We start from the raw sequence: 17,909 nt of genomic DNA, 5'->3' as shown, positions 1-17,909 counted from the left end.
TTGGCGGTCGGCTCGCTATTCCGGGTCCAGCTCTGGATAGTGGCGGAAGATTCCTTCCGTGCTGAAAGGGATCCGCCGATCCGACGCCAGATAGGCGGCGATGTTCGGCCGCTGCGCCACCGCGTCGCGAACGGCGATCACCCGGCCGAGCCCGGGCTCCAGCCGCGCCATCGCCCGGGGAAAGGCGTAGCGTAGGCCTTCGACCACCTGAAACAGCGACAGGTCGGCATAGGTCAGGGTCTCGCCCGTCAGCCATCCGCCCCCGTTCCCGGCCTTTGGTTGCGCCCGGGCCAGCACGGTCTCGAACCAGCCCAGATACTTCTTCATCCGCCGGGTGCGGAATTCCTCGGCCCGTCGCGCGGCTTCCTGCTTCTGGTCTTCGTAATAGAGGCCCATGCCCACCGGATGGTGGACGTCGTGGGTCTCGGCCACCAGGTCGGCGATCGTCAGCTGCAGCTGGTTGACCCACAGCCGTCCGCCCTCGTCGCGCGGCGCGAGGGCGTGGCGCAGGCCCAGGTGCAGCAGGATGTTGGCCGTCTGGCCGATCACCAGGTCGCCGTCGACCAGATAGGGTGGGGCGAACGGCGGGCGGTCATGCTCGGGCATGTCGGCCATCAGGGCCTGCTCGCCGCCGCCGTCCGCCTCGTCGCCGCGCGCCACGTCGACATAGGCCGCGCCGGCCTCTTCCAGCGCCAGTCGCACGAACTCGCCGCGGCCCTGGATCGTGGGCCAGTAATGCAGTTGGTAGGTCATGCGAGGGAGAATGGGCGGGGCGGGGAAAGGATGCCTGACGCGATGGGGAGTGTCTTACCCCACCCGCACGCTCGTCATCGACACCGCCGCGAAGACCGCGTCGGTGAAGAACGACACCGGCTCGCCGGGCGTCTGGGCGCCCAGCACGTAGAGCAGCGGCAGGTAGTGCTCGGCGCTGTTGATCGCCGCCTCGGCGTCGGGGCCCAGGGTGCGCCAATCGACCAGCGGGTCATGGTCGCCGGCCGCGATCAGGGCCTTGGCCGTCTCGTTGAAGCGCGGCGCCCAGTCGGGAACCCCGCCGGTGCGGAAGTTCACGGCGCGCAGGTTGTGGACGATGTCGCCGCTGCTGACGATCAGCACGCCCTCGTCGCGCAGGGCCGCCAGGCGGCGGCCGGCCTCGTAGTGCCAGCGATCGGGGCGGCCGCGGTCCAGGGAGAGCTGCACCACCGGCACGTCGGCGTCAGGATACATCGGCTTCAGCACGCCCCAGGCGCCGTGGTCCAGGCCCCGGGTCGGGTGCAGGACCACCGGATCGGGCGACAGCAGCTGCGCCACCCGTTCGGCCAGGGCCGGATCGCCGGGCGCGTCGTAGCGCACGTCGAACAGCGCCTGGGGAAAGCCGCCGAAGTCGTGGATGGTCTCGGGACGTTCGGCCGCGCTGACCGCGCTGGCGCCGCGCGTCTCCCAGTGGGCGCTGATCATCAGCACGGCTTTCGGTCGCGGCAGCTCGGCCCCGAGCGCCGCCCAGGCGCGGCTCCAGGCGTTGTCCTCGATGGCGTTCATCGGCGAGCCGTGGCCGAGGAACAGGACGGGCAGGCGGGCGGTCATGGCGAAGGATCCATTAGATACTGATATGGTTACAGATAGGACGCCGGCGCGGCCGTGCAATATCGGCCGCGTGGCTGGCCCGGGGGCGGATGATCGGATAGCTCTCGGCTCGAAGAATTGGAGGACGGAATGCCGAGCGCCGCAGAGACACGCCTGGCCACCTACGGCACCCTGGCGCCGGGCAGGCCCAACCACCATCAGCTCGCCGCCCTGAGCGGCGAATGGAGCCAAGGACGGGTGCGCGGCAGGCTGCTTGAAGCGGGCTGGGGCGCCTCGCTGGGCTATCCCGGCCTGGTCCTGGATCCCGAGGGCGCGGAATTGGGCGTCCAACTGTTCCGCTCCGACGACCTGCCTGAACATTGGGCGCGCCTGGATGCGTTCGAAGGCGACGGATACCGACGCGTGGTCGCCCCGGTCCTGACAGCCGACGGCGAGGTCGAGGCGTATATCTATGTTCTGGCGGAAGCCTGAGCTGACTTGGCCTGTCGCCCTCGGGCGACAGTCCGACGCTCACGTCATCTGGCTGCGCCGATGCTCGCGCCGCGTGCTTTCCCCTCGGGCCGGGCTTTGTTAAGGCGGAAGCATCGTGAACGCTTCCGCCCTTCCTCCCCTGTCGCCGCGAGCCGGCGAGGCCACGCCGGTCGCCGCCGCGCTCGTCGATCCGCCCCGCCGCGCGGCCACCCGGGGCGGCGCGCTGGACCTCCTGCGGCTGCTCGCCTCGTTGCTGATCGTCGTCTACCATTTCGGGGCCGAGGGCCCGATGCGCATCGAGCGCTTCGGCCAGGTGTTCTCGCGCGGCTTCCTGGCCACCGACTTCTTCCTGATGCTGTCGGGCTATGTACTGGGCCGGGCCTATGGGGCCTCGACCCTGACCGGACGGATCAGCCACGGCCGCTTCTGGGTGCGCCGGGTGGGCCGGGTCTGGCCGGGGCACCTGATCGTGCTGGCCATGATGGCCGTGCTGGTGCTGGTGCTGAACGCCCTGGGCACCGACGCCCACAAGCCGTCGCGCTTCGCCTGGGACCAGCTGCCGGTCCAGGCCCTGCTGGTCCACGCCTGGGGTTTCAACAGCGACGGCTGGAACCTGCCCAGCTGGTCGTTGTCGGCCCTGATCGTCTGCTACGCGGTGTTCCCCTGGCTGTGGCGGGCGGTCGACAAGGTGCGGCGCCCGTGGGTCCTGCCGCTGATCGGCGCCCTGGCCTTCGCCGTCTGCGAGGTGGTGGCGCGGACGGTGTTCGACCACGCCCTGTCGGACCTGCAGTTCCGCTTCGGTGTCGTGCGAGCCCTGCCGCTGTTCATCCTGGGCGTCTGCCTGGCGCGCGCGGTCGAGATGGACTGGCCGTCGGAAAAGGCCGCCAGGGCCCTGCTGGTCGCCGGCTGCGTCGTGCTGCTGGCCATGCAGCCGCTGGACCGCTACGCCCTGCCTGACGAGCTGATCTTCGACCTGCCGTGCCTGGCGGCCATCGCCGCCATCGTGCTGGGCGCGGGCCGGCTGCCGGTCCGTCATCCCCGGGCCTGGATCGAGGAGGGGGCCAAGCTGTCGTTCGCCCTGTTCATCACCCACATCTTCGTGGGGGTGATCTATTGGAGCGCGGTGCACAAGCTGATCGAGACCGTGCCGATCGGCATCGGCTGGCAATGGCTGATGTGGCTGGCCTCGTTCCCGATCGCCATCGGCGCGGCCTACCTGTTCCACACCTATGTCGACCAGCCGCTGCAGGACCGTCTGGCCCCATGGTTACGGGGAAAGCGGTAGGCGCGGCCCCTCAGCCCTGCCCCTTGTTCTCGGCGCGGCGCTTTTCCAGCACGCTGGCCAGGCCCTGCAGGATGGGGCCCTGAAGGGCGGGGTTGTCGGGGGCGCGGTGCAGCAGCTTGATCGAGGCGACGTGCACCTTGATCCCGGCCAGGGTCGACGGGGCCAGGCCATCGGCCTCGTCGAGCAGCTCGCACAGCGACCGAGCGGCGACCTGGACGGCCACGTTGCGCTCGGCGCCGCACAGGCCGATGATATTGGCCGCCAGCTGATACAGGCCCTCGATCCGCGCCGCGGGCTCCGCCCCGACCTCGGCGACCAGCAGGGCGTCCAGCGCCACGATCAGCTCGTCGATGCCGGTCAGGGACGGTTCGCGCAGGGTCTCCAGCGTCGCGTCGGCGCGCTTGAGAGCTTCGGCGACATACATGCCGCCGCTCTTCTCGGCCATCAGCTGGGCGAGGCGCGGCCGCATGCGGATCTTGCGGACCTGGCTGGCGGCGGGGGCGTCGGTCATGCGATCGACCTCAGCGGCTTGATCAGCATGTCGAGCTCGTCCTGGCTCATGTTCAGGCCCTCTCCGTCGCTCAGCTCGATGGACTGGTCGTCCCGGCGGCGGCCATCGGGGAATTCGATCGGCGGACCGGCGTTGCGCCAGCGCCGATCCGGTCCGACATAGCTTTCGGTCTCGATGAACAGCCGGTCGTTCCGAGCCACCCAGAGGATGCGTTCCAGCATCACGGCCGGCGAGATCGGCTTGGTGATGATGAAATTGGCGCCGCAATCGCGGGCCTTCTCGACCTGGCTGCGACGGGTGTGGGCGGACACGATGATGGCGGGGGTCATGCGGCTGGCCTCGTCGGCCTGGCGGCGCAGCCAGCGGATCAGGTCGTAGCCGTCGATCTCGGGCAGCTGGGCGTTGGTCAGGATCAGGTCGACCGGGCGGAACTCCAGCTCGTCTCGGGCCTCCCGGCCGGATTCCTTGCGGATGACGTTGCGCAGGCCGAAACTGGTCAGCACGCCGACCAGCAGGTCGAGCGACTGCTGGTTGTCGTCGACGATCAGCGCCCGAGCCTTCTCGAGATTGATGTGCTGGCTTGGTTGCAAGGCCCCGACACGCTCCGACCGTCCCTCGATGGGACCATTACCTATCCCTGGACACGGTTAAGAAAGCTCTGCCGCGCGACCGGGGCGGAGTGTCGCAGGCGATGGGATTCAGGCTTCGGAATCTAAACTCAACCCTGGAATGCTCATGAATATCATCCATTCAGAGTGGTTTTTGAGGCCCAAGCGGTTGATAAGTTCATTGTGTGCGGGATTTTGAAATAACGTTAAGGAATTTTGTAGTGCAAAATGTATATCAGCCCCAAAAATTCATAAGCAATATTAGTTACTAATCGCGATGTATTTACTTAATGATCCTTTAAGAATTTAAATATCTCCGAAGGGGGTTCCCCCTTTCTTTCAATCTCGGTCGACAAGGGCGGCGCGGGGTAGATCTGGAGGAGAGATAGGTCAAATGAATATTCTGCGTGACTTCATTCGCGAAGAAGAAGGCGCGGCCGCGGCCGAGTACGCCTTGATCCTGGCGATCATCGGCAGCGCCATCGCGGTGGCCGCTGTCCTGCTGGGCACCAACATCGGCGTGGCGATCACCGACGCGGCCACCTGCGTGGCCAATCCGTCGGCCGCCAACTGCTGACCGCCAGCCGCTGATCTTCGGCGGCGCGGCCCTCAACCGCCGCGCCGCCGGTTCCGGACGACGGGCCGAGCAAGAGCCCGCCGCCGTTCTGGGGAGGGGTTGCCCCCATGCAGACGAGAACCGTCATTTCCCTGGCGGGCGCCGTGGCGCTCGGCCTGGGCGCGGTGCTGGCCGCGCGGGTCTATATGAGCGCGGGCCGCGAAGCCGGCCCCGCCGTGCGCGAAAGCGCCTCGGCGCCGGTCGTGGTCGCCGCCCAGCCGCTGACCCGCGGCTTCAAGCTCCAACCCGCTGTCCTGAAGGTGGTCCGCTACCCGGCCGACTCCGTGCCGCCGGGCGCGTTCACCACCGTCGCCGCCGCCGCGGCCGCCCAGGGCGGCGCGCGCATCGTGCTCAAGGACATCGCCGCCAACGAACCGATCCTGCCTGACCGGATCTCGGGTCCGGGCGGACGGGCCAACCTGTCCGGATCCCTGACCGAAGGCATGCGAGCGGTGTCGCTGCGCGCCAACGACGTGGCCGGCGTTGGCGGCTTCGTGCTGCCGGGCGACCGGGTCGACGTGCTGCTGACCCGCAGCCGGGACAACAACCAGCCCGACACCAGCCTGACCCAGGTGCTGGCCGAGAACGTCCGCGTCGTCGGCGTCGACCAGTCCGACAACCAGGCGGCCGACAAGCCGGTGGTGGTCAAGGCGATCACGGTGGAGGTCACCCCCGACCAGGCCCAGGCGATCACCCTGGCCCAGGCGGTCGGAGCGGTCTCCCTGGTCCTGCGGCAGATCTCCGACCAGGCGCCGCTGGCCCGCCAGGTGACCACCCTGGCCGACCTGTCGCGAGGCGGCGCGCCGCGCGCCGCGGCGCCGGCCGCGCCCGTCCGGGCCAGCGTCCGGGTCCGGGCTCCCGTCGTTCGCGCCGCGGCGTCCGCCGCGCCGCGCACCACCGAGGTGCGGGTCACCCGCGGGGTCGTCACCACCGGCTACGAGGTGGGGTCATGACCGCCCTGGTCCCGCTCGCGCCCTTCCCCTTCCGTCCGCGCCGGCCCATGCCGCGCCCCATCGGACCTTCGTTCATGAACCGCAAGATCGTGCTGCTGCGCGGGGTCGCCGCCGCCGTCGCCCTGCTCGCCGTCGCCGCCACCGTGGCGATCCCGCCTTCGGCCCAGGCCCAGCCCGCCGCCCTGTCGGCGTCGGCCCTGCGCAAGGTCGAGGTCACGGTGCCGGTCGGCAAGGCCCAGGTGCTGGAGCTGCCCGCCCCCTATGTGGACCTGATGATCTCCAATCCGGAGACCGCCGACGTCCTGCCCCTGACCCGGACCTCGGTCTATGTGGTGGGCAAGAAGCTGGGCTCGGCCACGCTCACCGCCTACGGCCCGGGTCGCCAGCTGGTGGCCGCCGCCAATGTGGTGATCTCGGCCGACGTCGACAGCCTGCGCCAGAGGCTGCACGACACCATGCCCGACGAGGACGGCCTGGTGGTCGGCGCCAGCAACCAGTCGGTCGTGCTGTCGGGCCCCATCAGCAGCGGGGCCGCCGCCGGCCGCGCCGCGGCCCTGGCCGAAAGCTTCGCGCCCGGCCAGGTGGTCAACATGATGTCGGTGCAGGGCACCCAGCAGGTCACCCTGTCGGTACGCATCGTCGAGATGGAGCGGTCCACCGCCAAGGCCTTGCGCCTGAACGTCGCCACCGCCGACCCGACCGCGCCTGGCTACCACAATTTCGAGATCGGCACCGGCGACACCGGCGTGGTCAGCAGCGTGCTCGACAGCTTCGGCCTGCTGAAGTTCCCTCTGCGCGCCGGCGACGTGGACCTGAACGTGCTGTTCGACGCCCTGGAGACCAAGGGCGTGGTCAAGACTCTGGCCGAGCCGAACCTGACGGCGATGTCGGGCGACACGGCCAGCTTCCTGGCCGGCGGCGAGTTCCCGGTGCCGGTGGCCCAGAACCAGAGCGGCGGCCTGACGACCATCACTGTCGAGTTCAAGCAGTTCGGCATCGGCCTGGCCTTCACCCCGACAGTGCTGCAGGACGGCATGATCAACCTGGTGGTCAATCCCGAGGTTTCGAGCATCGACCCCAACAGCTCGTTCGTCAGCAACGGCCTGCGCATCCCGGGCATCAAGGTCCGCCGCGCCAAGACCACGGTCGAGCTGCGCGACGCGGAGTCGTTCACGATCGCCGGCCTGATCCGCGACGACTATCAGAACCAGGTTCGCCAGTTCCCGATGCTGGGCGACCTGCCGGTGCTGGGCGCGCTGTTCCGCTCGACCGGCTACCAGCGCAACCAGACCGAACTGGTGATCGTCGTCACCCCGCACCTGGTCAAGCCCACCCGCGGGCGGACGGCGACCCCGGCGGACGCCTTCACGCCGCCGTCCGACACCGAACTTTTCCTGCTGGGCCGCGGCCAGGCGAACCAAGGCGCCCTGTCGCCCGAGGATCGCGTGCTGCTGACCGGCGCCGCCGGCAAGGGAGGGGTCGATGGACCCTATGGCCATGTCCTGCACTAGAATGATCCCGCTGGCGGCCCTGGCCGTCGCCGCCGCCCTGTCCGGCTGCGTGGATGCGCGCCGCGACCTGTCGCCCGGCTTCGGAAACACCGTACGGGCCGACCTGGCCGCCCAGATCGCCGATCCCGAGGCCCGCTACGAGCGGGTCCGGCAACCGGGGGGCGACGGCGTCCGCGCCGCCCTGGCCGCCAGCCGCTACGGCAAGAACCAGGTCATCCAGCCGGCCCAGGCCGCGACGTCCAGCATCGACTCCAAGGGAGGGGCGAAGGGCCCGGGCCCCGCCAACTGACATGTCTCTCGCGCGACGTTTTCTTCATGACCAATCGGGGGCCGTGGCGGCCCTCACCGGGGTGGCCCTGGTCGGCCTGGTGACGATCGGCGGCCTGGCCTACGACATCAGCCGCGCCTATGCCCTGCGGGCGGAACTTGAGAGCGCGGTTGACGCCGCGGCCCTGGCCGGGGCCAGCCAGTTGGACGGAAGCGCGGGCGCCATGGGCCGGGCCCAGACCGCCGCCATGGGCAGCCTAGTCAGCAACCGCGAGGCCCTGGCCGACGCCTTCGAGGGCAATGTCGCGATCAGCGCCGGCGACATCGCCTTCCTCAGCGGCCACGATCCCGACGTCGCGGCGACCAGCGACGCCAACGCCAGCTTCATCCGCATCAGCCTGACGCCGCGCGCCCTGGGCCTGGTGTTCGGCGCGCTGACCGGCGTCGGCGGGTTCAACGCCACGGCCCGGGCGGTGGCCGGCTACGGCACGGCGATCTGCAAGGTGCCGCCGCTGCTGCTGTGCAACCCCAACGAGGCCACCAGCCTGACCTTCGACGGCGACGCCTATATCGGCAAGAGCGTCCTGCTGACCCCGCCGCCCGGCGGCAACGGGGCCTGGGGACCCGGCAACTTCGGCTTCCTATCGGTGGGATCGGGCGCGGCCGACGTCAAGAACGCCATGGGGCGCAGCCCGCCGCTGACCGAGTGCTTCGGCGCGACGGCCCAGACCCAGACCGGCAACATCGCCTCGGCCGACGACTGGTTCAATGTGCGCTTCGACATCTACAAGTCGTCGGCGGCCGGCAACAAGAACGACCCGCTGTTCCTGCCGGCCATGAACACCATGATCGGCGCCAAGACGGCCGCCGGGAACAGCGCCTGCACGCCCACGGTGTCGGCGCCCAGCAATTCGTGCGCCAGCACCGCGGCTCTCGCCAGCGGCATGGGCTTCCCGCTCGACTGCGGCCAGACGGGCGTGCTGGGCAGCGGGGTGTGGAACGCGGCCCAGTACTTCGCCACCAACCATGCGGGGATCAATCCGACCACCTACACGCCACAGGTCCCCGCCGGATCGAGCGGGACCGGCTGGGCGGCCTACGGCCCCGCGCCGGTCGCCGGCGCGACCAGCCCGACCCGCTACCAGGTCTACAAGTGGGAGCTGGCCATGCTGGACGGCTCGATCGCCAAGCCGGCCGGCGCGTTCTCCGACGGCCAGACGGCCAGCAGCGGTACGCACGACTACGCCGCGCCCCAGTGCAACAAGACCGGCGCCCAGGTCGCGCCCGACCGCCGCACGATCTCGGCGGTGATCGCCAACTGCCAGGCCGACAATGTCCACGGCAGCTCGACCGTGCACATCATCGCCTATATCGACCTGTTCCTGACCGCCCCGGCCGTCAGCAACTCGATCTACGGCGAGGTCATCGGGGCCACCACCGACGTTTCGTCGGTCGGGGCGGAGACCAAGCTCTATTCGGTGCGGCTCTATGACTAGCCGTCCGATCCCCATGCTGCGCCGGTTGCTGGCCGGCTGCGGCGGCTCGGCGGCGGTGGAGTTCGCGCTGGTCCTGCCGTTCATGACGCTGCTGTGCTTCGCTTTCGTCGGGGCGGGACGGCTGTTCTGGAACTACCATATCGCCGTCTCGGCGGTGCGCGACGCGGCCCGCTACGCCGCCCGCCTGCCGATGACCTGCGCCGGGCTGACCAACACCGGCGACACGGCCAAGGTCCAGAACGTGGCCCGGACCGGGGTCGGCGACGGCACGGGATCGCCGCTGATCGCCAACTGGACCAGCAACGCCAGCGTCGTCGTCACGGTGTCCTGCGTCAGCAACGCCGGCGGCGCCTATGCCGGTCGCTACGAGGACATGACCGGCGTGCCGATCGTCCAGGTCAGCGCCACGCCGCCCTATATCGACTCGTTTGGTCCCCTCACCGGGGTGTCGCTGACCAGCTTCACGGTCAGCGCCCAGCAGGCGTGGACCGAATGACCGCCCGGGCCCGCCACCTCCTTCGACTGGCGCGCGACGAGCGAGGCGCCGCGGCCGCCGAGTTCGGCCTGGTGTGCCTGGTCTTCGTCTCGATGCTGCTGGCGATCATCGACATGGGCCGCCTGGCCTGGACCATCAACGCCGCCAAGACCGCCACCCGCGAGGGCGTGCGCCTGGCCGTGGTCAGCCCGATCGTCTCGACCTACATGGCCGGCTACGACGGCCTCAGCCAAGGCATCGCCGGCGGCGGGACGGTCCCGGACATGGCGTTCAGCTGCTCCGGGGCCAGCTCGACCTGCACCCAGATCGTCGGCGGCGGTGGAACCGCCGGCTTCGACGCCACGACGTTCGCGGCCGTGCTGGCCAAGATGCAGGCCTACGATCCCGACATCACGGCCGCCAACGTGGTGATCACCTATCGTCATGTCGGCCTGGGCAAGGTGGGAAACCCCTTCGCTCCGGACATGGAGCCCCTGGTGACGGTCAGCCTCACCGGCATGACCTTCCAGAGCGCCGCCCTCCAGGTCGTGGGGGTCACGCCCTTCACCCTGCCGAACATGGCCTCGACCCTCAGCGGAGAAAGCCTGTCATGAGCCTGCTCCCCTTCAACCGGATCAAGCCGCCCCCGGTGGAGCCGGCGCCGCCGCAGCGGCCTTGCGCGTGGCGGGTGGGGCTGTGCCTGCCGGGTCTGGGCGCGGATCCGCCCCTGGCGATGCTTTCGGCCATGTTCCCGGCGGTTACCTTCCGGGGGCTGGACACCCCCTGGCCCGAGCGGGCCGCCCAGACCTTCGACCTGCTGATCGTCGGCCTGGACGCCGCCGATCCGGCCGGGATCGATCGCCTGACCCTGCGCCTGTCGGCCTGTGTCGGCCGGATCGAGGTGCTGGTCGTGATGCGCGACGCCAATGTCGAGCTGACCCGCCGCCTGATCCACCAGGGCGCGGCCGACGTGCTGCCGGCGCCGGTCACCGACACGGCCCTGGCCATCGCCCTGGAGCGGATCTTCTGCCGCCTGGACACCGGCCGGGCCCAGCGCCGCAGCGGCGAGATCATCACCCTGCTCAAGGCCGGCGGCGGTGTCGGGGCCACCTCGCTGGCGGTGCAGACTGCGGTGCGGCTGGCCGCCAACCCGGCCTCCGCCGGGGTCTGCGTGGCGGACCTGGACCTGCAGATGGGCGCCGCGGCGCTCTATCTCGACATTCCCGACCCGGTCACCGTGGCCCAGGTGCTGGCGGCGGGCGGGGCGGTCGAGGAGATGTCCTTCGCCTCGGCCCTGACCGCGCACCGCAGCGGGGTCAGCGTGCTGGCCGCCCCGGGCGAGCTGATGCCGGTCGAGAGCCTGAACCCGGCGCTGATCGACGGACTGACCGCCGGCCTGCGCCGGGACTTCGAAATCACCCTGGTCGATTCGCCCGCCGTCTGGACCGCCTGGACCAACCGCCTGCTGCGCCAGTCGCAGCGCATCCTGCTGGTCACCCGGCTGTCGGTGCCGCACGTGCACATGGTTCGCCGGCAGCTGCACATGCTGTCCGCCCAGCGGCTGGACGACGTGCCGGTGACGCTGATCTGCAACCAGGTCGAGGCCGACGGCGCCGGCGGCCTGACGCTGAAGGCGGCGCAGCAGGCGATCGGCCGGCCCTTCGACCTGGTGATCCCGGAGGACCGCCGGCTGATGCATCAAGCCATCGACCAGGGCGTGTCGCTGGCCGCCGTGCGGCGCGGCAGCAAGATCGAGGCGGCGATCGACCGCCTGGCGGACTTGGTGGCGCCGACGCGTGTCGCGGCGGCGGTGGGAGCGGAGAGGTAAGTCATGCTTTGGGGCGACGAAACCCGACATATCGAGGCCACGGCGGTGGCCGCCGCCTATCCGCAGGGGGCGCCCATCGACGACGCCCTGGGGCTGAAGGTCCGGCTGCACCAGCGGCTGATCGACCTGCTCAATCTGAGCCTGCTGGACCGCACGCCGCGCGACGCCCTGCGCCAGGATATCCGCGGCGCGGTCATCGGCCTGCTGATGGAGGAAAAGCGTCTTCTGACCCCCAGCCAGACCGACCAGCTGGTCGAGGAGATCCTCGACGAGCTGCTGGGCCTGGGGCCGCTGGAGCCTCTGCTCAAGGACGACAGCGTCACCGACATCCTGATCAACACCCACGAGGTGGTCTATGTCGAGCGGGCCGGCCGCCTGCAGCGCACCAACGTCCGCTTCCAGGACACCCGCCACCTGGTGCGGATCATCAACAAGATCGTCGCCGCGGTGGGCCGCCGGGTCGACGAGAGCCAGCCGATGGTCGACGCCCGCCTGGCCGACGGCTCGCGCGTCAACGCCATCATCCCGCCGCTGGCGGTGGACGGGCCCCTGGTCTCGATCCGCAAGTTCGCCCGCACGCCGCTGGCCATGGACCGCCTGGTCGAGCTGGGCAGCATCTCGCGGGAGATGGCCCTGGTGCTCGAGGCGGTGGTCCAGGCGCGCCGCAACGTGCTGATTTCCGGCGGCACCGGCTCGGGCAAGACCACCCTGCTCAACGCCCTGTCGGCCTATGTGGACGATCACGAGCGGATCATCACCATCGAGGATTCCGCCGAGCTGCAACTGCAGCAGTCGCATGTCGGCCGCCTGGAGACCCGACCGGCCAATATCGAAGGCCAGGGCGAGGTGCAGCAGCGCGAGCTGGTCCGCAACGCCCTGCGCATGCGCCCCGACCGCATCATCGTCGGCGAGGTCCGCTCGGGCGAGGCCTTCGACATGCTGCAGGCGATGAACACCGGTCACGACGGCTCGATGACCACCGTCCACGCCAACTCTCCGCGCGACGCCCTGTCGAGGGTCGAGCAGATGGTCGGCATGGCCGGGCTGGACATTCCCGCCCGCTCGATCCGCGGCCAGATCGCGTCGGCGCTCCACGTCGTGGTCCAGGCCGAGCGGATGGAGGACGGGACGCGCCGCATCGTCTCCGTGGCCGAGATCTCGGGCATGGAGGAGGACGTCATCTGCATGCAGGAGATCTTCCGTTTCCGTCGCGTGGGGCGCGGGAGCGACGGGCGCGTGCTGGGCCAGTACGAAGCCACCGGCGTGCGGCCCCGGTTCATGGAGGCGCTGGCCGCGCGCGGCATCAGCCTGTCCAGCGACCTGTTCGCCCTGGGCCGGGTCTCGGCGTGACGCGATGGACAGCCTTTTCTTCCCCATGGCGCTGGTCCTGGCCTTCGTGGCCGTGGCCATGGCCGGCCAGACCCTGATCGGCCTTTTCCTCGGCGCGCGCGAACAGACCCAGCGGGTCAATCGCCGCCTGACCCTGATGGCGGGCGGCCTGTCGCAGGAACAGGTCTACCAGACCCTGGTGCGCCAGCCGCGCGACAGCTGGATCGGCCGCACGCCCTACGCCGCCCTGCATGCCCGGGCCACGCTCTATTGCCGCCAGGCCGGGCTGTCGGCCGGGCCGGTGCAGGTGCTGGGCGTGGCCGCCGGCGCGGCGGCCACGCTCTGGCTGGTGGCCGTGATCTTCCTGCGTGGCGCGTCGGTTTCGTCGCCCTTTCCCCAGGTCCTGATGGCCGGCTTCGGCGCCACCGGCCTGTGCTTTGCGGTCGCGGTGCTGTGGATCGCCCGCCGCCGCGCCGGACGGCTGGCCAAGCTGGAGGAGCAACTGCCCCTGGCGCTGGACGTGATGATCCGCGCCCTGCGGGCCGGCCATCCGGTGATCTCGGCGGTCAATCTGGTGACCCAGGAGATGCCCGATCCGATCGGCAGCGAGTTCGGCCTGGTGATGGATGAGACCACCTATGGCGGCGAGTTCCGGGACGCCCTGCGCAACCTGGCCCACCGCACCGGTTCGCCCGACATCGCGTTCTTCGCCGTCAGCATCGCCATCCAGACCGAGACAGGCGGCAACCTGGCCGAGATCCTGTCCGGCCTGGCCACGGTCATCCGCGGCCGGGCTTCGCTGAGCAAGCGCATCCGCGCCCTGTCCAGCGAGGGGCGGATGTCGGCGCTGATCCTGTCCTTGCTGCCCGTGGTCTGCGTCTCGGCGGTCAGCCTGTTCCACCCGGAGTTCTACACCAGCAAGTTTTCCGATCCCGCCTTCTGGCCGATCGTCGGCGGCATCGTGCTGCTCTACGGGGTCGGCCAGCTGATGATCCGCCGGATCGTCACCTTCAAATATTGAGGACGTCATGGACGACGCGCTGAGCATCATCTTGCAGGTCGCAGTCTTCGCGGCCGTCGTCGGCGGCGCCCTGGCCGTGGTCTGGCGTCTCGAGCAGGGCGCCTTGATCCGCCGCCGGATGAAAGACGCCCCGGTCGCGGCCCAGGGCGCGTCCGACGAGACGCTGCTCAAGACCGATCGGCCGGCCAATCCCCTGCTGTCCTGGGTGCAGGCGCGTCTGCCGGCGGCGCGGAAGGATCAGCCTTCGCGCCTGGCCCGCACCCTGGCCGAGGCCGGTTTTCCCGCGCCGTCCGCGCCCGCCTGGTACGCTCTGGCCCGCATCGGCTCGGCCCTGGGCCTGCCGCTCTTGCTGCTGGTTTCGCAGAAGCTGTCCTCGGCCCCGATCACCGGGCTGCAGCTGGTGGTCGCCGCCCTGGTGCTGTGCGGCCTTGGCCTGGTCACGCCGGCGATCGTCGTCGACCTGCGCGCCGCCGGCCGGCGCGAGCGGCTGGAGAACCAGTTCCCCGACGCCCTGGACCTGATGGTGGTCTGCATCGAGGCGGGGCTGGGCTTCGACGCGGCCTTCGTGCGGGTGGCGCAGGAGATCGCCGCCTCGCATCGCGACATCGCCTTCGAGTTTGGCCGCGTCTCGCAGGAGCTACGCGCCGGGCGCTCGCGGCCGGACGCCCTGCGGCGGATGAGCGACCGGGTCAATGTCGACGCCCTGCGCGCCTTCGCCGCCCTGATGATCCAGACCGACAGCCTGGGCGCCAGCATCGGCCAGACCCTGCGCACCTATTCGGCCGAGATGCGCGAGCGGCGATTCCTGCGCGGCGAGGAGAAGGCCATGCGCATCCCGGTGCTGCTGACCATGCCGCTGGTCGCCTGCATCCTGCCGGTGATCGTCACGGCCCTGCTGTTGCCGGCCGGCCTGGATGTGGCTCACAACCTGCTTCCCGCTCTCAAGAGGCACTGACCATGCGACGCCTGTTGCTGACGACCGTCTGTTGCGCGCTGCTTCCCAGCCTATGCGGCTGCGTGGTCTGGCGCGAAGTGGCCAACCTGGTCCGGCCGGGGCCCCAGGTCGCCGAGATTCAAGCCGCGCCCGCGCCCGGCCTGGTCGCCCCGGCGCCGACCGCCGTGGCCGATCGGCTTTACGCCCGCGCCGCCGACGCCATCCGCGCCCGCGACTACGCCCTGGCGCTGGAGCTGCTGCAGGTCGCCGCGGCCCGTGCGCCGGCCGACGTGCGGGTGCTCAACGCCCAGGCGGTGGTCTACGACAAGCTGGGGCGGTTCGACCTCAGCGCCCGCTACTACGCCCGCGCCCTGGCGGTCGATCCTGGCTCGTCGATCGTCACGCACAACATGGCCTATTCGGCCCGGCTGAGCGGGCGGGCGGTCGACGGCGGACCGCTCCTGGCGGGCGGTCCGCCCGACGAATCCGCCGCCCGGGCCGGCGGGGCGATCCCGGTGGGGACGCCCTGATGGCCAGGGTCCTGTTCGCCGCGGCCGGCTGCGTTCTCCTGCTGGCCGCCACGCCCGCCGCCGCGGCTGGCGGCTGGGGGCGCGCCAAGCCCGCCGTCCCGCAACCCGTCGCGCCGACGGCCGATCCGGCGGCCCGCGAGGCGGTGGCGGCCGCCGTCGAGACAGCCCTGGCCGAGGATCGCCTGGTGGACGCGTCCAGCCTGCTGGGCCAGGCCCTGGCCGCCGACAGCGGCGATCCCCGCCTGCTGACCCTGCTGGGCGAGACGAGCCTGGCGCGGGGCGACGCCCAGGCCGCCCTGGTGACCTTCGCCCGGGTTCCCGTCGGCGATCCCTCGGGACCGCGGGCGCGGCAGGGCGAGGGGCTGGCCCTGTCGGCCCTGGGCCGTGCGGACGCCGCGCTCCAGGCCCTGCGCGTCGCCGTGGCCGGCGATCCGCGTCTCTGGCGCGCCTGGAACGGCCTGGGCCGCGAATATGATCGCCGCCGCGACTGGCCGGCTGCCGAGGAGGCCTACGCACATGCGCTGGAGGCCTCCGGCCGCGACGCCCTGGTGCTCAACAACCGCGGCTATTCGCGGCTCCTGCAGGGTCGGTTGCCGGAGGCGTCGGCCGACCTCGTCGCGGCGCTGGAAAAGAAGCCCGAGCTAGCCGCCGCCAGGAACAACCTGCGCTTGGTCCTGGCGCTGCAGGGAGACTACGCCCGGGCCTCGTCGCGCGGGGCGGGCGGCGACGATCCCGCGGCCTTGCTCAACAACGCCGGCTTCGCCGCCCTGCTGCGGGGCGACTACGACGCCGCCGTCGCCCTGCTCGATCAGGCCGGCAAGGCGCGTAGCGCCTACTACGCCAAGGCCGGCGAAAACCGTCGCCTGGCCTTGAGCCTCAAGGCCCAGGACCAGCGCCTGGATCGGCCGGCGTCCGATGCGTCGGCGGCGAGCGGAGGGGGCGGCCATGGAAACTGACTACGGACGCCTGGTGTGGGCGGGCGCCTATGCTGGCTTGCTGCTCATCGCGGCGGGCAGCGACGCCTGGAGCCGCCGGATCCCGAACGGGTCGGTGCTGGCCATCGCCGGCCTGTTCCTGCTCGGCCTGCCGTTCGGCTGGCCGGTCGCCTCCTGGGCCGCCTGCCTGGGCGCCATGGTCCTGGCGCTGGCGATCGGATTTCCGATGTTCGCGGCCAAGCTGGTAGGGGCGGGGGACGTCAAGCTGCTGGCCGCCGCCGCCCTGTTTACCGGGCTGGACCACCTGCTGCTGCTGCTCGTGGCCACCGCCGTGGCGGGCGGCGTCCTGGCGCTGCTGGCCCTGACCGCCCGGCCCTACGTCCCGGCGCTGGCCGCCGCCGGCTGGCCGCGGTTGCGCCCCGGCGTGCCCTACGGCGTCGCCATCGCCGCGGGCGCGATCTATGCGGGCTGGAATGCGGGCCTGTTCAGGATCACCCAGCACCTGGTCCATATCGATCTGGGGCCATGAACCGAGAATACGGCTTATCCGGATATGTATTCCGTTGGGCGAATTTCTCCCGAAAAACGAGATGTTTTCAATCTGTATCACAACAATTGACTACCCAATCCGGGGTACGATTACGGCGAAGAAATAATATCAAATGCTGATAGGAGCGATCGAAGCATGATGGATGTGGAAGTATACGAAAAGGTGTAATTTGAACTGCACAACTGCCGATTTACACCTGAAATTACTTCCAGATGATCCGGCAAGCCGCGAGCGCGCATAACAGCGTGGGTGCCGCAGATGGGATTGATCAAGATGATCGAGGTCGTGGATTCGGAAGTTGAGCGGGGCGTCTTCGAGGCGCACGTGGCCAACGCCATCCTCAATCTGGTGAACTTCGGCGTGATCGTCGCCGACAGCGAGGGCTGCGTCTACGCCGCCAACGACCTGGCCTGGAGCTATGTCCAGCACGGCGACGGCCTGGGCGAGAAGGGCGGCTTGCTGAACGCCGAGAACGACTTCGAAGCCGAAGCGCTTCGCGGTCGGATCGCCGGCGCGGTTCGACAGGGGCGATCCGGCGCCATGCTGGTCCACCGCTCGCGCAGCCAGAAACCGCTGGTGCTGCTGATCGAGCCCTTCAGCACCGACGACAGCAGTTTTCGCTGCGCCCTGATCACCGTGCGCGAGGTCGGCCGGTCCTCGGCCCATGCGGTCGAGCGGGCCCGGATGATGTTCAATTTCTCGCCCGCCGAGGCCGAGATCGTCTCCCGGGTCGCCCAGGGGCGCGAGCCGGCTGAGATCGCCGCGGAGCGCGGCGTCAGCATCAATACACTGCGGGTCCAGATGGCCTCGGCCATGGTCAAAGTCGGCGTTCACCGTCAAGCTGAGCTTGTCTCGGTGCTTTCGTCAGCTGACGTATTGGAGTGATTGACAAATCTCTGTGATTTATTTCGCCGCTTAACAAAGCTGCATTATTGGTGGTCGTTGAATAGATGGTAATATTACTGTGTCGCCAGATGAAGCCCTCCCGGTATAGTCTGGAGCGACATG

At 69.9% G+C, this 17,909-nt stretch carries 21 protein-coding genes; 17 read left to right on the top strand and 4 right to left on the bottom strand.

Annotated features, from left to right (window positions below; genetic code table 11):
* Window positions 1–15: 15 nt before the first annotated feature.
* Complete coding sequence (locus EV278_RS13760) at window positions 16–753, bottom strand: glutathione S-transferase (RefSeq protein WP_132092273.1); 738 nt, start codon at window positions 751–753, stop codon at window positions 16–18.
* Between the two features lie 54 nt (window positions 754–807).
* Window positions 808–1,581: a 4,5-DOPA dioxygenase extradiol gene (gene ygiD / locus EV278_RS13755; RefSeq protein ID WP_132092270.1), complete on the bottom strand. Its 774-nt coding sequence runs from the start codon at window positions 1,579–1,581 to the stop codon at window positions 808–810.
* 129 nt (window positions 1,582–1,710) lie between these two features.
* On the opposite strand from ygiD, the gene EV278_RS13750 reads away from it, so the two are divergent.
* Both EV278_RS13750 and EV278_RS13745 read left to right on the top strand, forming a co-directional pair.
* Window positions 1,711–2,052 carry a gamma-glutamylcyclotransferase gene (locus EV278_RS13750; protein ID WP_132092267.1) on the top strand — a complete coding sequence of 114 codons (342 nt, stop codon included), beginning with the start codon at window positions 1,711–1,713 and terminating at the stop codon, window positions 2,050–2,052.
* Between the two features lie 115 nt (window positions 2,053–2,167).
* Entirely contained in the window at window positions 2,168–3,337 is a 1,170-nt protein-coding gene (locus tag EV278_RS13745) for an acyltransferase (RefSeq protein WP_132092264.1), read from the top strand.
* A 10-nt stretch (window positions 3,338–3,347) separates the two neighbouring features.
* On the opposite strand, the gene EV278_RS13740 is transcribed toward EV278_RS13745, so the two are convergent.
* Complete coding sequence (locus tag EV278_RS13740; RefSeq protein WP_132092261.1) at window positions 3,348–3,848, bottom strand: hypothetical protein; 501 nt, start codon at window positions 3,846–3,848, stop codon at window positions 3,348–3,350.
* Window positions 3,845–4,438, bottom strand: coding sequence for a response regulator (locus EV278_RS13735; RefSeq protein WP_132092258.1), 594 nt, complete (start codon window positions 4,436–4,438; stop codon window positions 3,845–3,847). The genes EV278_RS13740 and EV278_RS13735 overlap by 4 nt, the downstream gene beginning before the upstream one ends.
* Window positions 4,439–4,850: 412 nt before the next feature.
* Between EV278_RS13735 and EV278_RS13730 the strand changes: the two genes are divergently transcribed.
* The 15 genes from EV278_RS13730 to EV278_RS13665 all read left to right on the top strand — a co-directional run bounded on the left by EV278_RS13730 (window position 4,851) and on the right by EV278_RS13665 (window position 17,786).
* On the top strand, window positions 4,851–5,033 hold the full coding sequence (locus EV278_RS13730; protein WP_132092255.1) for a Flp family type IVb pilin: 183 nt from the start codon (window positions 4,851–4,853) through the stop codon (window positions 5,031–5,033).
* A gap of 107 nt (window positions 5,034–5,140) precedes the next feature.
* Window positions 5,141–6,025, top strand: a complete 885-nt coding sequence (cpaB, locus tag EV278_RS13725) for a Flp pilus assembly protein CpaB (RefSeq protein ID WP_132092252.1) — start codon at window positions 5,141–5,143, stop codon at window positions 6,023–6,025.
* Window positions 6,026–6,099: 74 nt separating this feature from the next.
* The gene (locus EV278_RS13720; RefSeq protein ID WP_165916646.1) at window positions 6,100–7,536 is read left to right on the top strand and encodes a type II and III secretion system protein family protein; all 1,437 of its coding nucleotides are present in this window, start codon (window positions 6,100–6,102) and stop codon (window positions 7,534–7,536) included.
* A complete protein-coding gene (locus EV278_RS24040) occupies window positions 7,523–7,825 on the top strand; it encodes a hypothetical protein (protein ID WP_165916645.1) in 303 nt (100 codons plus the stop codon). Before EV278_RS13720 ends, EV278_RS24040 begins: the two co-directional genes overlap by 14 nt.
* Window positions 7,826–7,868: 43 nt before the next feature.
* Window positions 7,869–9,299 (top strand): pilus assembly protein TadG-related protein, encoded by a 1,431-nt coding sequence (locus EV278_RS13715; RefSeq protein WP_165916644.1) that lies wholly within the window; start codon window positions 7,869–7,871, stop codon window positions 9,297–9,299.
* Window positions 9,292–9,795 (top strand): TadE/TadG family type IV pilus assembly protein, encoded by a 504-nt coding sequence (locus EV278_RS13710; RefSeq protein ID WP_132092243.1) that lies wholly within the window; start codon window positions 9,292–9,294, stop codon window positions 9,793–9,795. Before EV278_RS13715 ends, EV278_RS13710 begins: the two co-directional genes overlap by 8 nt.
* Window positions 9,792–10,388, top strand: coding sequence for a TadE family protein (locus EV278_RS13705; RefSeq protein ID WP_132092240.1), 597 nt, complete (start codon window positions 9,792–9,794; stop codon window positions 10,386–10,388). Before EV278_RS13710 ends, EV278_RS13705 begins: the two co-directional genes overlap by 4 nt.
* Complete coding sequence (locus EV278_RS13700) at window positions 10,385–11,602, top strand: hypothetical protein (protein ID WP_132092237.1); 1,218 nt, start codon at window positions 10,385–10,387, stop codon at window positions 11,600–11,602. The genes EV278_RS13705 and EV278_RS13700 overlap by 4 nt, the downstream gene beginning before the upstream one ends.
* Window positions 11,603–11,605: 3 nt before the next feature.
* Entirely contained in the window at window positions 11,606–12,952 is a 1,347-nt protein-coding gene (locus tag EV278_RS13695; protein ID WP_132092234.1) for a CpaF family protein, read from the top strand.
* 4 nt (window positions 12,953–12,956) lie between these two features.
* Entirely contained in the window at window positions 12,957–13,952 is a 996-nt protein-coding gene (locus EV278_RS13690; protein ID WP_132092231.1) for a type II secretion system F family protein, read from the top strand.
* A gap of 7 nt (window positions 13,953–13,959) precedes the next feature.
* Window positions 13,960–14,907 (top strand): type II secretion system F family protein, encoded by a 948-nt coding sequence (locus EV278_RS13685; protein ID WP_132092228.1) that lies wholly within the window; start codon window positions 13,960–13,962, stop codon window positions 14,905–14,907.
* Window positions 14,908–14,909: 2 nt separating this feature from the next.
* Window positions 14,910–15,416 carry a tetratricopeptide repeat protein gene (locus EV278_RS13680; RefSeq protein WP_132092225.1) on the top strand — a complete coding sequence of 169 codons (507 nt, stop codon included), beginning with the start codon at window positions 14,910–14,912 and terminating at the stop codon, window positions 15,414–15,416.
* The gene (locus EV278_RS13675; protein ID WP_132092222.1) at window positions 15,416–16,372 is read left to right on the top strand and encodes a tetratricopeptide repeat protein; all 957 of its coding nucleotides are present in this window, start codon (window positions 15,416–15,418) and stop codon (window positions 16,370–16,372) included. The genes EV278_RS13680 and EV278_RS13675 overlap by 1 nt, the downstream gene beginning before the upstream one ends.
* Window positions 16,362–16,880: a prepilin peptidase gene (locus EV278_RS13670; RefSeq protein WP_165916643.1), complete on the top strand. Its 519-nt coding sequence runs from the start codon at window positions 16,362–16,364 to the stop codon at window positions 16,878–16,880. The genes EV278_RS13675 and EV278_RS13670 overlap by 11 nt, the downstream gene beginning before the upstream one ends.
* Before the next feature lie 279 nt (window positions 16,881–17,159).
* The gene (locus EV278_RS13665) at window positions 17,160–17,786 is read left to right on the top strand and encodes a LuxR C-terminal-related transcriptional regulator (RefSeq protein WP_132092216.1); all 627 of its coding nucleotides are present in this window, start codon (window positions 17,160–17,162) and stop codon (window positions 17,784–17,786) included.
* The last annotated feature ends 123 nt before the right edge of the window (window positions 17,787–17,909 follow it).

Source organism: Caulobacter sp. BK020 (assembly GCF_004342605.1).
In the GTDB taxonomy this organism is placed as follows: domain Bacteria; phylum Pseudomonadota; class Alphaproteobacteria; order Caulobacterales; family Caulobacteraceae; genus Caulobacter.
The sequence above is the reverse complement of the archived record's forward strand: the minus strand, read 5'-3'. Positions and strand labels throughout refer to the sequence as shown.

Excerpts from the sequence above, each read along its gene's own strand:
- EV278_RS13760 (WP_132092273.1), bottom strand. The coding sequence starts at position 753 with ATGACCTACCAACTGCATTACTGGCCCACGATCCAGGGCCGCGGCGAG.
- ygiD (WP_132092270.1), bottom strand. The coding sequence starts at position 1,581 with ATGACCGCCCGCCTGCCCGTCCTGTTCCTCGGCCACGGCTCGCCGATG.
- EV278_RS13750 (WP_132092267.1), top strand. The coding sequence starts at position 1,711 with ATGCCGAGCGCCGCAGAGACACGCCTGGCCACCTACGGCACCCTGGCG.
- EV278_RS13740 (WP_132092261.1), bottom strand. The coding sequence starts at position 3,848 with ATGACCGACGCCCCCGCCGCCAGCCAGGTCCGCAAGATCCGCATGCGG.
- EV278_RS13730 (WP_132092255.1), top strand. The coding sequence starts at position 4,851 with ATGAATATTCTGCGTGACTTCATTCGCGAAGAAGAAGGCGCGGCCGCG.
- cpaB (WP_132092252.1), top strand. The coding sequence starts at position 5,141 with ATGCAGACGAGAACCGTCATTTCCCTGGCGGGCGCCGTGGCGCTCGGC.
- EV278_RS13720 (WP_165916646.1), top strand. The coding sequence starts at position 6,100 with ATGAACCGCAAGATCGTGCTGCTGCGCGGGGTCGCCGCCGCCGTCGCC.
- EV278_RS24040 (WP_165916645.1), top strand. The coding sequence starts at position 7,523 with ATGTCCTGCACTAGAATGATCCCGCTGGCGGCCCTGGCCGTCGCCGCC.
- EV278_RS13710 (WP_132092243.1), top strand. The coding sequence starts at position 9,292 with ATGACTAGCCGTCCGATCCCCATGCTGCGCCGGTTGCTGGCCGGCTGC.
- EV278_RS13705 (WP_132092240.1), top strand. The coding sequence starts at position 9,792 with ATGACCGCCCGGGCCCGCCACCTCCTTCGACTGGCGCGCGACGAGCGA.
- EV278_RS13700 (WP_132092237.1), top strand. The coding sequence starts at position 10,385 with ATGAGCCTGCTCCCCTTCAACCGGATCAAGCCGCCCCCGGTGGAGCCG.
- EV278_RS13695 (WP_132092234.1), top strand. The coding sequence starts at position 11,606 with ATGCTTTGGGGCGACGAAACCCGACATATCGAGGCCACGGCGGTGGCC.
- EV278_RS13690 (WP_132092231.1), top strand. The coding sequence starts at position 12,957 with ATGGACAGCCTTTTCTTCCCCATGGCGCTGGTCCTGGCCTTCGTGGCC.
- EV278_RS13685 (WP_132092228.1), top strand. The coding sequence starts at position 13,960 with ATGGACGACGCGCTGAGCATCATCTTGCAGGTCGCAGTCTTCGCGGCC.
- EV278_RS13680 (WP_132092225.1), top strand. The coding sequence starts at position 14,910 with ATGCGACGCCTGTTGCTGACGACCGTCTGTTGCGCGCTGCTTCCCAGC.
- EV278_RS13675 (WP_132092222.1), top strand. The coding sequence starts at position 15,416 with ATGGCCAGGGTCCTGTTCGCCGCGGCCGGCTGCGTTCTCCTGCTGGCC.
- EV278_RS13670 (WP_165916643.1), top strand. The coding sequence starts at position 16,362 with ATGGAAACTGACTACGGACGCCTGGTGTGGGCGGGCGCCTATGCTGGC.
- EV278_RS13665 (WP_132092216.1), top strand. The coding sequence starts at position 17,160 with ATGGGATTGATCAAGATGATCGAGGTCGTGGATTCGGAAGTTGAGCGG.